Annotated in this window: 14 protein-coding genes and 1 pseudogene; 10 read left to right on the top strand and 5 right to left on the bottom strand. The window is 66.3% G+C overall.

The window, feature by feature from the left end; translation table 11 throughout:
- Positions 1-20: 20 nt before the first annotated feature.
- The 5 genes from Q7C18_RS10670 (at position 21) to Q7C18_RS10650 (ending at position 4,161) form a co-directional block, all read left to right on the top strand.
- The gene (locus Q7C18_RS10670) at positions 21-902 is read left to right on the top strand and encodes a LuxR C-terminal-related transcriptional regulator (RefSeq protein ID WP_311025383.1); all 882 of its coding nucleotides are present in this window, start codon (positions 21-23) and stop codon (positions 900-902) included.
- 90 nt (positions 903-992) lie between these two features.
- Complete coding sequence (locus Q7C18_RS10665) at positions 993-1,595, top strand: HutD family protein (protein WP_311025382.1); 603 nt, start codon at positions 993-995, stop codon at positions 1,593-1,595.
- 253 nt (positions 1,596-1,848) lie between these two features.
- Positions 1,849-2,676 carry an amino acid ABC transporter substrate-binding protein gene (locus Q7C18_RS10660; protein ID WP_311025381.1) on the top strand — a complete coding sequence of 276 codons (828 nt, stop codon included), beginning with the start codon at positions 1,849-1,851 and terminating at the stop codon, positions 2,674-2,676.
- A 35-nt stretch (positions 2,677-2,711) separates the two neighbouring features.
- On the top strand, positions 2,712-3,458 hold the full coding sequence (locus tag Q7C18_RS10655; RefSeq protein WP_083277244.1) for an amino acid ABC transporter permease: 747 nt from the start codon (positions 2,712-2,714) through the stop codon (positions 3,456-3,458).
- Entirely contained in the window at positions 3,358-4,161 is an 804-nt protein-coding gene (locus tag Q7C18_RS10650; protein WP_070158622.1) for an amino acid ABC transporter ATP-binding protein, read from the top strand. Before Q7C18_RS10655 ends, Q7C18_RS10650 begins: the two co-directional genes overlap by 101 nt.
- Positions 4,162-4,431: 270 nt before the next feature.
- On the opposite strand, the gene Q7C18_RS10645 is transcribed toward Q7C18_RS10650, so the two are convergent.
- Positions 4,432-5,361, bottom strand: a complete 930-nt coding sequence (locus tag Q7C18_RS10645; RefSeq protein WP_311025380.1) for a LysR family transcriptional regulator — start codon at positions 5,359-5,361, stop codon at positions 4,432-4,434.
- A gap of 264 nt (positions 5,362-5,625) precedes the next feature.
- Between Q7C18_RS10645 and Q7C18_RS10640 the strand changes: the two genes are divergently transcribed.
- From Q7C18_RS10640 to Q7C18_RS10630, 3 genes are read left to right on the top strand one after another with little or no spacing between them, the layout of a single operon-like run.
- The gene (locus Q7C18_RS10640) at positions 5,626-6,747 is read left to right on the top strand and encodes a PrpF domain-containing protein (protein ID WP_311025379.1); all 1,122 of its coding nucleotides are present in this window, start codon (positions 5,626-5,628) and stop codon (positions 6,745-6,747) included.
- Positions 6,744-7,844, top strand: a complete 1,101-nt coding sequence (locus tag Q7C18_RS10635) for a hypothetical protein (protein ID WP_311025378.1) — start codon at positions 6,744-6,746, stop codon at positions 7,842-7,844. Before Q7C18_RS10640 ends, Q7C18_RS10635 begins: the two co-directional genes overlap by 4 nt.
- A gap of 15 nt (positions 7,845-7,859) precedes the next feature.
- Positions 7,860-9,827 (top strand): tripartite tricarboxylate transporter permease, encoded by a 1,968-nt coding sequence (locus Q7C18_RS10630; RefSeq protein WP_311025377.1) that lies wholly within the window; start codon positions 7,860-7,862, stop codon positions 9,825-9,827.
- 152 nt (positions 9,828-9,979) lie between these two features.
- Here Q7C18_RS10630 and Q7C18_RS10625 read toward each other — a convergent pair whose 3' ends face one another.
- The 3 genes and pseudogenes from Q7C18_RS10625 to Q7C18_RS10620 all read right to left on the bottom strand — a co-directional run bounded on the left by Q7C18_RS10625 (position 9,980) and on the right by Q7C18_RS10620 (position 11,117).
- Positions 9,980-10,495, bottom strand: a complete 516-nt coding sequence (locus Q7C18_RS10625; protein WP_396954362.1) for a class I SAM-dependent methyltransferase — start codon at positions 10,493-10,495, stop codon at positions 9,980-9,982.
- A pseudogene (locus Q7C18_RS16775) lies at positions 10,449-10,658 on the bottom strand (SAM-dependent methyltransferase); the annotation flags it as partial. The pseudogene Q7C18_RS16775 and the gene Q7C18_RS10625, both read right to left, overlap by 47 nt.
- A 33-nt stretch (positions 10,659-10,691) precedes the next feature.
- Positions 10,692-11,117 (bottom strand): thioesterase family protein, encoded by a 426-nt coding sequence (locus tag Q7C18_RS10620; RefSeq protein ID WP_311025375.1) that lies wholly within the window; start codon positions 11,115-11,117, stop codon positions 10,692-10,694.
- Between the two features lie 77 nt (positions 11,118-11,194).
- Here Q7C18_RS10620 and Q7C18_RS10615 point away from each other — a divergent pair, with 77 nt between their 5' ends.
- Positions 11,195-11,794 carry an isochorismatase family protein gene (locus tag Q7C18_RS10615; RefSeq protein ID WP_311025374.1) on the top strand — a complete coding sequence of 200 codons (600 nt, stop codon included), beginning with the start codon at positions 11,195-11,197 and terminating at the stop codon, positions 11,792-11,794.
- 15 nt (positions 11,795-11,809) lie between these two features.
- On the opposite strand, the gene Q7C18_RS10610 is transcribed toward Q7C18_RS10615, so the two are convergent.
- Positions 11,810-12,112 (bottom strand): antibiotic biosynthesis monooxygenase, encoded by a 303-nt coding sequence (locus Q7C18_RS10610; RefSeq protein ID WP_311025373.1) that lies wholly within the window; start codon positions 12,110-12,112, stop codon positions 11,810-11,812.
- A gap of 90 nt (positions 12,113-12,202) precedes the next feature.
- On the opposite strand from Q7C18_RS10610, the gene Q7C18_RS10605 reads away from it, so the two are divergent.
- Entirely contained in the window at positions 12,203-12,751 is a 549-nt protein-coding gene (locus Q7C18_RS10605; RefSeq protein ID WP_311025372.1) for an AAA family ATPase, read from the top strand.
- Positions 12,752-12,780: the final 29 nt, after the last annotated feature.

Below are 12,780 nucleotides of genomic sequence, written 5' to 3'. Positions count from 1 at the left end.
GGTCGGCTAGCCTGTGGGGCATGACGCAGGACCCCGAACAGACTGAGGAGCCCCACGGTGCCTCGCACTCCGAGGAGCTTCGAGCCGCGGCGGAGCTGCCCGCGCCCGCGGATCGGCGCCATGCGTCCCAGCACGCCCGCTCCGTCTCGGAGCTGGCGGACCGTCACGCGGTCACACTGGAGACCATCCTTGCCGCGCTGCGCTCGCCTCGACTGGCGGATCGGGACGCGCGGGAGACCGCGATCGGCATCGCCGCCGCCGCGCTGGTGGAGGCGCGCTCCTCCGCCCGCCAAGGGGCTGATCTGTTGGAGCCGGTCACTGGAGCCTTCGGGCGTCTGAAGGCCGAGCTCCGTCCGCTGGTGCGTCATGGCCGCGTAGACGTGGAGTTCGTGGAGCCGCCGCCCAACGGCCGGGCGCTGCCCGGCGATGTGGCCCAGGCGGCGAGGGCCATCGTCCGCAGCGCCGTGCTGACCGTCGTCGACTCCTCCGAAGCCCGTCGGGTGCGCGTCCACTGGGACTGCGACGGTCTGCACCTGCTGATCCACCTGCGCGACGACGGCAACGGGAAGCTCAGCGCACACGATGACGCGCTGCGGCCGATCGCTGAGCATCTCAGCGCCTTCAGCGGACGGATGGACGTGGACTCCACGCCGGGCTGGGGCACCGAGGTCACGATCGCCATCCCCCTGGACCCGGCGCCGGCGCCTCTGCCCATGGAGGACCTCGGGGAGCTGAGCCCCCGTGAGGCCGAGGTGCTGCAGCACCTGGCCCGAGGGTCCCGCAATGCTGAGATCGCCGCGGAACTGGGCATCAGCGACCACACGGTGAAGTTCCACATCTCGAAGCTGCTGCGCAAGACCGGCACCCGGAACCGTGCGGAGCTGATCGCGCTGCTGCGCTGAGCCGCTGCTATCGTGACGCCCAGTCGCCGTCGGGCGACGGCGTGACATCGCGACGGACGACATGGCGGCAGACGAAGAACGAGGGGACACATGACGCACCGGATCATCCACCCCCGGCAGCTGAGTCCCGTGCCGTGGGCCAACGGGCTGGGCACCACGAGGGAGATCGCCACCGCCGCCTCCGCTCCGCGCGGCGCCGACCAGGGGCCCGGATTCCGCTGGCGGATCAGCCTGGCCGAGCTCACTCAGGACAGCCCCTTCTCCCGGTTGCCCGGAGTGGACCGGGTGTTCACCCTCGTGACGCCGGGGCCGGTCCACCTGTCCGTCCACGGGCAGGCTCGCCGGGTGGACCCTGGGGTGCCGGTGGCCTTCGCCGGGGAAGACGACGTCGCCGTCGAGCTGGGGTCTGCCGGTCCTCAGCAGGCCCTGAACCTCATGGTCGACCGTTCTCAGGCCCGTGGTGCGGTCCATGTGCGGCGGCTGGAGGGGTCGCCCGTTGACCTGCCCGAGGAGACGATCGCCGTCGTCGTGCTTTCCGGGGCCGTGATCCTGCCGGACGGGCGCCTCGCGGAGAGGGGGCAGGTCATCCGCCCCGAGGGTCCGCTGCGGCTGGCCGGCCGCCCCCGCGCCGTCGTCGCCTGTGTTGAGGTCACGAGTGTCCAGGTCGCAGGTGCGGAGGTCGCCGAGGTCTGACGCGCCGCCGAGCTCTGTCCTGCAGTTCGGCGGCGGACGGGGAATCAGCCGGAGGCGCCTCGGGTTGTCCATGGTGGGCAGGTCGTCTGCCGTCATCTGCGTCGGTTTCCGGCAGAACGGCGTGCTACGTTCGCTTCTCGACTGACCTGTCTGTGGCGACCTGCCTGCCGGTCTGCTCGCTCACCTGCTCGTCGGACGGGGCGTCGCTCGCGCACCCGCCCACCCAATGTCACGAATATCCTGGGGGAGAACCATGACTCACCGCCGTCTGCTGACCACTGCGGCCGCTGCCGCCCTGCTCGTCTCCACGGCTGCCTGCAGCGCCGATGACACCGCTGAGGCCGGCGACGACGCGGAGGAGGAGCCCGCCCCCGGGCTCACGCTGGAGGACGTGCAGGAGGAGGGTGTGCTGACGGTCGGGACCGAAGGCACCTATCGGCCGTTCTCCTACCATGAGGGCGGCTCCGGCGAGCTGACCGGCTACGACGTCGAGGTCGTCACCGCGGTGGCGGAGAAGCTGGGCGTCGACGTCCACTTCGAGGAGACCCAGTGGGACGCCATGTTCGCCGGGCTGGAGTCCGCGCGCTTCGACGTGATCGCCAACCAGGTCTCCATCACGGAGGACCGCCTGGAGACCTACCTGTTCTCCGAGCCCTACACGGTGAGCAACGGCGTGATCGTCACCCTGGCGGACAACGACGAGATCTCCAGCTTCGAGGACCTCGACGGCAAGACCACCGCGCAGTCGCTGACGAGCAACTGGTACAACGTCGCCGTCGAGGCGGGGGCCGATGTGGAGTCCGTCGAGGGATGGGCGCAGTCGGTGACCCTGCTGGAGCAGGGCCGGGTGGACGCCACGATCAACGACAAGCTGACTTACCTGGACTACCAGGCGACCGAGGACAACGAGAACATCGCGATCGCCGCCGAGACCGAGGACCAGTCCCAGGCGGCGCTGACCTTCCGGCAGGGCAGCGAGTCGCTGGTGGAGGCCGTCGACGAGGCCCTGGCCGAACTGGCCGAGGAGGGCACGCTGACCGAGATCAGCGAAGAGTACTTCGACGCCGATGTCTCCCAGTGAGCTGAGGGCGCGCGCTCATGGAGTGGTTGACTGACCTGGACTGGGAGCTGGTGGCCGACTCGTTCTGGCCCATGCTCAAAGGTGGGCTGACCGGCACGATCCCGCTGACGCTGGCCAGCTTCTCGCTGGGGCTCGTGCTGGCGCTGGTGGTCGCGCTGATGAGGATCAGCAGCATCCGGCCCGTCTCCTGGCTCGCACGCGCCTACATCTCCGTCATCCGCGGCACCCCGCTGCTGGTCCAGCTGTTCGTGATCTTCTTCGGGCTGCCGTCCATCGGGGTGACCCTGGATCCCTGGCCCAGTGCGGTCATCGCATTCACTCTGAACGTGGGGGGCTATGCGGCCGAGGTGATCCGTGCGGCCATCCTCTCGGTGCCCAAGGGGCAGTGGGAGGCTGGCTACACGATCGGCATGACGCATGTGCAGACGCTGCGCCGGCTGATCCTGCCGCAGGCCGCTCGGGTCTCGGTGCCGCCGCTGTCCAACACGTTCATCTCCCTGGTGAAGGACACCTCCCTGGCCTCGCTGATCCTGGTGACCGAGATGTTCCGGGTCGCTCAGCAGATCGCGGCGTTCAGTCAGCAGTTCATGGTGCTCTACATCGAGGCTGCTGTCATCTATTGGATGTTCTGCCTGGTGCTCTCGGCCGGGCAGGATCTGCTTGAGAGGAGGTTGGACAGGTATGTCGCAAGCTCAGACTCCGGGGCTCGGCGCTCCCGTCGCCGTCTCCGGCGGCCCGCTGCTGCGCGTGTCCGGGTTGAACAAGTCCTTCGGGGATCATGAGGTCCTGCGGCACATCGATCTGCAGGTCGATGCCGGGAAAGTGCTGGCGCTGATCGGACCCTCCGGGTCGGGCAAGACCACTGTGCTGCGCTGCCTGAACGGGCTGGAGCGTCCCGACGCCGGCACCATCACCTTCGACGGCGGCCCGGAGGTGACCTTCACCCCGCGGACCAGTCGGCGGCAGAAGGAGTCCCTGCGATTCCGCAGCGCGATGGTCTTCCAGTCCTACAACCTGTTCCCGCACAAGACCGTGCTGCAGAACGTCATCGAGGGGCCGGTGCAGGTGCAGCGGCGGCCCAAGGCGGAGGCGATCGCCGACGCGGAGGCGCTGCTGGACCGGGTGGGGCTGGCCGACAAGCGTGACCAGTACCCGCACCAGCTCTCGGGTGGTCAGCAGCAGCGGGTCGGGATCGTCCGCGCCCTGGCGCTGAAGCCGGCCCTGCTGCTCTTCGACGAGCCCACCTCCGCTCTGGATCCGGAGCTGGTGGGTGATGTGCTCACCGTGATCAAGGAGCTGGCCGATGAGGGCTGGACCATGGTGCTGGTGACCCACGAGCTCGCCTTCGCCCGAGAGGTGGCGGACCAGGTGGTCTTCATGGACGGCGGCGTCGTGGTGGAGGAGGGGCCTGCGAGCGAGGTCCTGCGTCAGCCGCGGCGGGAACGCACCCAGCGGTTCGTGCACCGGCTGCTGAACCCCTTCTGAGGGTGGTGCGGACACCCTCCTCCTCAATCTGCACACGCGAATCACGTCTGCACCACCAGATCGTGTGGTGCAGACGTGATGTGTGCGTGCAGAACGGCGCCAGCATGCGGTGATCACCGGGTCGCGAGAAGTGCGCCGTGCGGCCGATGCCCGGACCAGTGTGCGGGGCCCCGAGATGAAGCTCCTCGGTACGATTCGATTCTCCTGCACAAGAATCTGAGCCCAGCTCTGGGCACACGCTGGCGGAAGCCCCTCCCTTCTGGCCCCCGTTCATGACCTCGGGAGCATGAGGGGCCAGAGATCCCGCACGGTGTCGAAGAGTGAAGCCTTGAACGCGACCTCAGCGGGTGAATAGACACGTTCCTCTCGCTGGCCCACCATAATTCGACGTTCAGGAGCCTGGGCTCCCAAACTCAGTACCCGGACGCCGGGGTGCTTGATCGTGACGGCGCTCTGCGGAGCCAGCGCCACCCCGATGCCGGCGCTCACCATGGCCTGGGCCTCTTGGTAATCGTTGGCGTACATGGCGATCACCGGGCGGAATCCCGCAGCAGTGGCGGCACGGTCGAGGACTTCGACCACAGGGTGCTGGGAGGCGCGCACAACCCACGACTCCTGTGCCAGCTCAGACATGCTGACGCACTGAGCCCGGCTCAGATGATGGTGGCTGGAGACCAGGACGACGAAAGGCTCACGGAAGAGCTCCTCGATCTTGATGCCATCCGTAGTGAACGGCCTCCACGGGTGATCCCAGAGCAGGCTGAGATGCATCTGCCCTCGCTCCAGCCCGGTGACCAGCTGGTCGATGCGCGTGCTGCGGATCGAGAGAGAGACGGAAGGGTACTGGCTGGAGAAGCGCTCGATGACCAGCGGCAGAAACGACGACGCCACGGTAGGGAACGCGCCGATCACCAGAGAACCGCGTTTGCCGGCCGTCAGGTCGTCCAGGTCTGCCTGAGCGGCATCCATCTGGCGCAGGATCTTGCGAGCGTGGGCGGCTAAGACCATGCCCGCTTCTGTAGGGACCACGCCGCGGGAGCGTCGGCGCAGCAGGGGCTGTCCCACCTCCTGCTCCAGACGACGCAACTGCTGTGAAACAGCGGATGCCGTGTAGGCCAGCTCATCCGCGGCCGCCGTGATGGAACCAGCCTCGACAGTGTGCACGAAGACCTCTAGCCGCCTGGTGTCAAAGAGCGTCATGGCGATCAGTCTAGCTTGCGATGGCGTGAGTGAAGTTCTGCTACATGAAGATGGGTTTCACGTAATGCCTCGGTCTACTCGCGGATTGCAGGGGTATGCCGGGGTTCACCCATGCATCTCGACACTATGAGGGCGAGCAACCTCGATTGAACAATGAAGAGTATTAAGTGTCACTACATCATGAGTCACATATTTCACATTGTGCTTAAGTGAGGTGCCACACGAGACTGGGCCCAGACGCCCCTCGTGTGACAGGAGTAACAATTGAAGCTGATCAATGCCCGCTGGATGCGTGGCGGAACAAGCAAGTGCTGGGTCTTCGAAGCTACCGAGCTGGAAGCCGCCGGGTTCACGGCGGACACTGTCCTTCCGCGCCTCTTCGGCAGTCCAGACATCCGCCAGCTGGATGGGGTGGGTGGGGCTACCTCGACCACCAGCAAGGCACTCATACTGACCCGCGAGAACGGTACGGTTTCGGATGTGAGCTACACATTTGCTCAAGTCGGGATTGAGGAGGCATCCGTGGACTGGGGCAGCAACTGCGGAAACTGCTCCGCCGCCGTCGGGCTGTACGCGATCGAAGAAGGCTGGGTGCCCCGAGGAGACGCCATCACCGAAGTTCGCACCTTCAACACGAATACAGGGCAAATGATCATTCAGACCATTCCCACGCCCGGGGGGCGGTTGCCCGACGACCCCCAAGCGACGATCCCCGGGGCTCTCTTCCCCGGCCATAGGGTGGCTCTGGGATTCTTGACGCCGGAAGGACGTACTACCGGCTCGTTGCTGCCGTCCGGACAGGCCCAGACGCGGCTCACATTCGGTGCGGGGAAGACCGCACTGGTGAGCATGGTGGATGCTGGTGCACCCATTGTGATGATCGATGCGCAGAGTTTCGGTCTCAGTGCCCGGGACTTCCCGTCATGGACTGCTGCTGCCAACACGCGGCTGCCTGAACTGGAGGAGATCCGCCGAGCGGCTTCGGTGGCGATGGGACTCGCCGACTCCCCTGAAGCGGCCGAACGAGCGATCCCCAAAGTAGGTCTGGTGAGTGAATCCCCTGATGAGGAGGCCGACCTGCAGGTCCTGATGATGTCCATGGGCAAACCTCATCCGGCCATGCCCATCACCGGCAGCGTAGGAGTGACCGTCGCGGCACGTACTGCTGGCACTGTCGTCGCTGAGAAGATCAGCTACGCGCTCCCCAGAGAGCTGAGACTTCGGATTCCAGTCGGGGTGCTGGTGACTCTCACCGATGTCAGCTCGTTGGGCCAGACCGTCGGGGTCCATCGGACCGCTCGGACGCTGGCCGATGCCCGTCTGCCCATCTCGAACGGCGAGCTGGAACGAGCGTCACGGTCGATGCGGCAGGAGGTTGCACTGTGAACCCCGCGATCTCGCGAAGAGCTCTTCTCGGAACTGGCGCCGCTGCGGCCCTGCTGAGTGCCGTCGGATGCGCGCCCCCGCAGACCAAGTACCAGCCATCAGGAGCAGGCATCGTGGACGTGGTGGTGCCCTACAGCACCGGCGGCGGCACGGATACCTGGGCGCGTTTCATCACCCCCTACTTCGCGGACAAGCAACCTGATGTCGACCGGTATCAGGTGGAGAACGTCCCTGGCGGAGAGTCGATCACCGGAACCAACGCCTTCGTGCGATCCAACGTGACCGATGGACGGCAGACACTCGTCGCCTCGGCTACGACATACTTCCAGAGCATGCTGGGTCAGGGCACGGTCGAGTTCGACTTCGGCCGGATGGAGCCCTTGGCGCTGAACGGCACCGGCGCGGTGCTGTGGACCAGTACTGAGAGTGGCATCACCTCCTGCGAAGATCTGGTCGGCAACACCGATCAGTATCGCTACGGAGGAATGTCAGCCTCTGGACTAGACCTCGTCCCCTTGCTTGCCCTAGAAGCATTGGGAGCCAACATTCGTGGCGTCTTCGGCATGGAAGGAAGAGGCCCCAGCCGGCTGGCCGTCCAGCGAGGAGAGTCCGACCTGGACTTCCAAACCACCTCCGCATACCTCTCGCAGGTCCAACCGATGGTCGACTCCGGCGAGGCGATTCCCCTGTTCGCCGTCGGCAGCCTGGTGGACGGAGAAGTGGTCCGGGACACCAACCTTCCGAATGTTCCAACCTTTGCCGAGATCTACGAGGGGCTGGGCAACCGCACGCCCCAGCAGGAACTGGCGTACAACGCGTTCCAGGCGTTCGTAGTTCCCGGATTCTTCTATCAGAAGGGACTGTGGGCCAACGAGGGTACGGATGCTGCGGTCATCGAGACCTACGGTCGAATGGTCGCGGATCTGAACGCCGACGAGGACTTCATCACGGAGGCCAAGGACGCCCTGGGCGGATACGAGCTCGTCTCTGGGACTGACGCGCGGGCCGATTTCCGCAGGGCACTGCAGCTGGACGAGGACGTCTTGGCCTTCACCAAGAGCCTCCTCGCGGACAAGTACGACGCCGTACTGGACTGACCCGAGGGGACTGACATGTTTGACGCAGCTACTGAGGCCCTCGTGGCCTTCACAGATCCAACCATGCTCCTCTTCCTCGGGGTCGGCGTGCTTGTAGGCATCATCATCGGTGTCATACCCGGCTTGGGCGGTACGGGAGCAGTGGCCGTTCTGATGCCGTTCGTATTCGTTCTTGAACCGAACCAAGCGATCGCCATGATCATCGGGGCGGTCGCGGTCGTGCACACTTCTGATGTGATCACGTCGGTGGTCCTCGGAATTCCGGGCTCGGCGTCGGCCTCCGTGTTCCTTCTGGACGGCCACGAGATGGCGAAGAAGGGTCAGGGCGGACGCGCGTTGTCCACCAGCTTCATCTCCTCCATGATCGGAGGCCTCATCGGCATTGTGGTCCTGACGCTGATAGTCCCGATCGCGGCGCCCATCGTCACTGCCTTTGGCTCGCCAGAGATCTTCGCACTGATCGTGATGGGCATCTTCCTCACGGCCCTGCTGTCCAAGGGCAACGTCGCCAAGGGCCTACTGATCTCCGCCTTCGGCCTGGCGCTGGGGCTCATCGGCGTGTCACCGGTGTCTGCGGAATACCGCTACACCTTCAATTCGGAGTTCCTGACCGACGGCATCGGTCTGGTCGCCGCCGCCTTGGGAATCTTCGGCTTAGCAGAGATCATCGACCTTGTGGCCAAGCGGGGCGCCGTCTCGAAGGAACGTGTCGCCCTGGGCAGCGGGTGGAGACAAGGAATGAAGGATGTGGGGACCTATAAGTCGGACGTCCTTCGAGGATCGGCGGTCGGCGTCGGCGTCGGAATGCTTCCTGGCGTGGGGACCACGGCCGGCGCGTGGTTGGCCTATGGCCAGGCCCAGGCCTTCGCCGGTCGACGGAAAGATTCGACGTTCGGAAAGGGCGATCCCCGGGGAGTCATCGCCCCGTCAGCAGCCAGCAACGGGATCGAATCCGGTGCACTGATCCCCACGCTGCTGTTCGGAGTTCCGGGTGCAGCCCCTTTCGCGCTGCTCCTGGGCGTGCTGCTCATCTTCGGTGTCCAGCCCGGCCCGTCACTCATCACGAATGACCTCGACGTGGTCTACCTCATCGTGTGGGCCTTCGCCATCGCCAGCGTCATCGGAGCCGCCCTAGCTTTCTTCCTGGCCCGTCCGCTGGCACGCCTGAGCTTCGTATCCTTTCCCGTCCTCGCCGCGGCGCTCATCCCGATCCTCTTCATGAGCGGCTTCCAAGAGCCACTGCACTTGAACGTCTTCTACCTCATGTTGGCCCTGGGGATCGTGGGCTGGATCTGCAAGGTCACCCACATCCCCCGGGCCCCCTTCTTGATCGCCTTCGTGCTCGCTGAGCCCTTGGAGCGCTACTACTTCCTGACTGTCAACGCCTTTTCACCAGACGAGTGGATGACCCGTCCCTTCGTCATCGTCATCGCGATCATCCTGACGGGTGCGATCATCGTGCCGCTGGTCCGCCGGCAGAGGAAGCGGACGAGCAAGGTCGAGGAGACGATGCAGTTCTCTGAGAAGTCGGACATGGCCGTCCCTCCGTTCGTCGAGTTGGCCGTCTCGATAGCAGCGCTGCTGTTCTTCACCGCCGCCGTCGTGATGTCCCGGGATTTCTCAGAGAACGGACAGCTGTTCCCGCTGGCAGTGGGAGGGGTGGGTATCCTACTGGCCCTGATCAGCCTGGGATGGGATCTCTCCCGGGTGAGAGGCGAGGGCAGACTGGGCCGATTCGACGATGTCTGGCTGCAGCGACTGAAGATCGTCGGGATGTCCATCGCGTGGATCTTGGCATACATCTGGTTGGTCTTCCTCGTCGGCATGCTGGTGGGGTCCGCCGTGTTCGCTCTCGTCTTCCTGCTTGTGGTGGCGAGGATGAAGGTTGTGACCACGATCATCTACACCGTATGCATCGTGGGTGCGTTGTACCTTCTCGTCGAGTTCGCTCAGCTGGTTCCGCCCGCCGGGTATCTGCTCTAGGGCGTCGTCAGTCGGCTCATCGCAGGTGAGGGTGCAGAACGGCCTCAGCATGCGGTGATCGCCGGGTGGCGAGCAGTGCGCCGTGCGGCCGATGCCCCGAACCCGTTGTGAGGGCGCCTCGGGTACTCGCCTCCTCGATCTGCACACGCGAATCACGTCTGCACCACCAGATCGTGTGGTGCAGACGTGATGTGAGGGTGCAGAACGGTCTCAGCATGCGGTGATCGCCGGGTGGCGAGCAGTGCGCCGTGCGGCCGATGCCCCGAACCGGTGCGCGTGGCAGTGCGGGTCACCGTGAACCCTGCCGCTTCGACCTCGGCTGCGAGGGTGTCTATGGGCCAGTAGTAGGCGGTCGTGACGGCGTGGTCGAAGGGCCCCACCCTGGGCCCGGTGAAGAACCCCAGCGCAAGATCGCCTCCGGGGCGCAGACATCGGGCGAACTCGGCCAGGGGTGCGCCGATGTGCTCAGGGGCGGTATGGATGAGTGAGTACCAGGCCAGCACGCCGCCCAGAGTGCCGGAGTCCACGCTCAGGCGCTCCGCTCGACCGACGCGATACCGTGCGCGGGGATACGTGTCCCGCGCTCTCAATGAACTCCGGCACGGGGTCGACGCCGCACGCCTCGACGCCCATGCTCCGGAGCAGCTCCGTCCACTGCCCGGGCCCACACCCGACGTCGATCACCGGGCCGTCGAGACTCCCGGCCCACTGGCGGATCAGCGACACATCGTCAGGGTGTGCCTGGGTGATGCTCCCGAGCGCGGCGATGTACTCCTCGGCTCGGGTCCGGTAGGACGCGCGGACGCCGTCGAGGGCACGAGCGTCAGTCATCAGCAGCCGTCCCGAACGCCGGGCCGCGGCGCGTCACGCAGTGTGCTGCGCGAAGGCTTCGCGCATCTCGGTCGGCAGGCGGCAGGGCCGTCCGGTCTCCCGGTCTACCGTGACGATCCGCGTGGTCGCGGTGACCCTCGGCTCGGTGTCGCCGTCGGCGAAGAGCCGGTAGGCGATGTCCAGGCTCGCCCCGGCCAGCTTCGGGATGCTCATCTCCACCATCACCGGCGCGGTTCGGTAATCGATCTGGCGCAGGTACCGGATGGACACCTCGGCGACCACGGACCAGACCGGCGACTCCGCGGTCAGCGGCGGGAAGCCGCCGTCGTCGTGATCCGCGGTGCGCCAGAACCCGCGGGTGCGCGCCTCCTCCAGGATCCGCATGACCGCGGCGTTGTTCACATGCCCGAAGGCGTCCTGGTCTCCCCAGCGCAGCTCGATCGACACACGCACGGTCATCAGGGGTGCTCCTTCCTCCTGTGCACGTCATTCAGCGACGACGCCGCTCAGGGTAGCAATCCCGGTAGAGTGCGCCCATGACACCTGACTCCGGCGCACCGGGCGAACTCGTCCCTGCGGCGACGGCGCTGATCGTCATCGACGTGCAGGTGGGCTTCCGCGACGCCGCTCACTGGGGGCGGCGCAACAACCCGGACAGCGAGCAGAACATCCAGCGCCTGACCCAGGCCTGGCGGGCCGCGGAGATGCCCATGGTGGTGGTCCGGCACGCCTCCACGGACCCCGGATCGCCGCTGCACCCCGCGCAGGAGGGCCACCAGCTGGAGGAGTACGTGGAAGGGGCCACCGCCCTGGAGGTGGTGAAGTCCGTGAACTCCTCCTTCCACGGGGAGCCGGATCTGGACGCCTGGCTGCAGGCGGAAGGCATCACGACGATCGTGGTCTGCGGGATCACCACCAACCACTGCTGCGAGACCACGGCCCGGGTGGGCGGGAACCTGGGGCATCGGGTGCTCTTCGCCCTGGATGCCACCCACACCTTCGACCGCACCGGTCCTGACGGCCGAGTGCTCACCGCCGATGAGCTGGCCCTGGCCACAGCCACGAACCTGCATGGGGAGTTCGCCACGGTGGTCTCGACTCGGGACCTGCTGGAGGCGATTCCGCGGCTCAGCTGAGGCCGGGCCGCCGTCTCAGTCCCGCAGCGGGGACCCCACGGAGGTGAAATGCTGCTGGGTCATCTTCCCGGTCAGCAGAGGCATCGCCTCGGCGATGGCCTCCCGGGTGCTCTCCAGATGCAGCGACTGCTTATGGGCCTCGGCGGAGTCCCAGATCTCGGCGACGAAGACGGTGTCCGGCTGGGCGTCGTCCACGCCGACTTCATAGCTACGGCAGCCGGAGGCGGCCAGCTGCGGGGAATGGCGGGTCAGAATGGCGACGACGTCATCGCGCCGACCCGGCTGGGTCACGAAGGACCCCGTGTTCACATACGTCATGGTCTGACGCTAGTCGTTCGCGCGCTCCGGGGGCATGCCTCCCGGCCGAAGAGGATGCGGTCCGCACACCAGCGTGCCTACACTGCTGCGGTGCTGACCCCGCAGGACCCGATCACCTGGACGCCGCGCCGCATCGCCGTGGCGGGGACCTCGGGTGCCGGAAAGTCCACCCTCGCTGATCGTCTGGCAGAGATGCTGGACTGCCCGCGAGTGGAGCTCGACTCCCTGTACCACGGGGAAGGCTGGGTGCCCCGGGAGAGCTTCACCGACGACGTCGATGCCTTCACTGCGGGTCAGCGGTGGGTGATCGAGCACCAGTACCGGGAGGTGCGCCCGCTGATCACCGCCCGGGCGGATACTCTGCTGTGGTTGGACTGGCCAGACTGGTTCACCCTCCAGCGCCTGGTGCGCCGGACCGTGCGCCGCCGGCTGACGGGGGAGGAGCTCTGGAACGGCAACCGTGAGGGGCCGCTGAGCGGGTTCTTCACCGACCAGAACCACATCATCCGGTGGGGGATCCGGACCCGGAGCCGCCTGCGGCCGGTCATCCCCGCGCTCGAGGAGCAGTATCCGCATCTGCAGGTGGTGCGCTTCCGCCGTCCCCGTGAGGTGGAGGCGTGGCTGGCGCGGCTGCGGTGAACGGAGGCTCAGGTGCGCCCCCCTCAGAG

The sequence above is a fragment of the Nesterenkonia sp. CL21 genome, from assembly GCF_031705515.1.
GTDB classification, from domain to species: domain Bacteria; phylum Actinomycetota; class Actinomycetes; order Actinomycetales; family Micrococcaceae; genus Nesterenkonia; species Nesterenkonia aethiopica.
The sequence above is the reverse complement of the archived record's forward strand: the minus strand, read 5'-3'. Positions and strand labels throughout refer to the sequence as shown.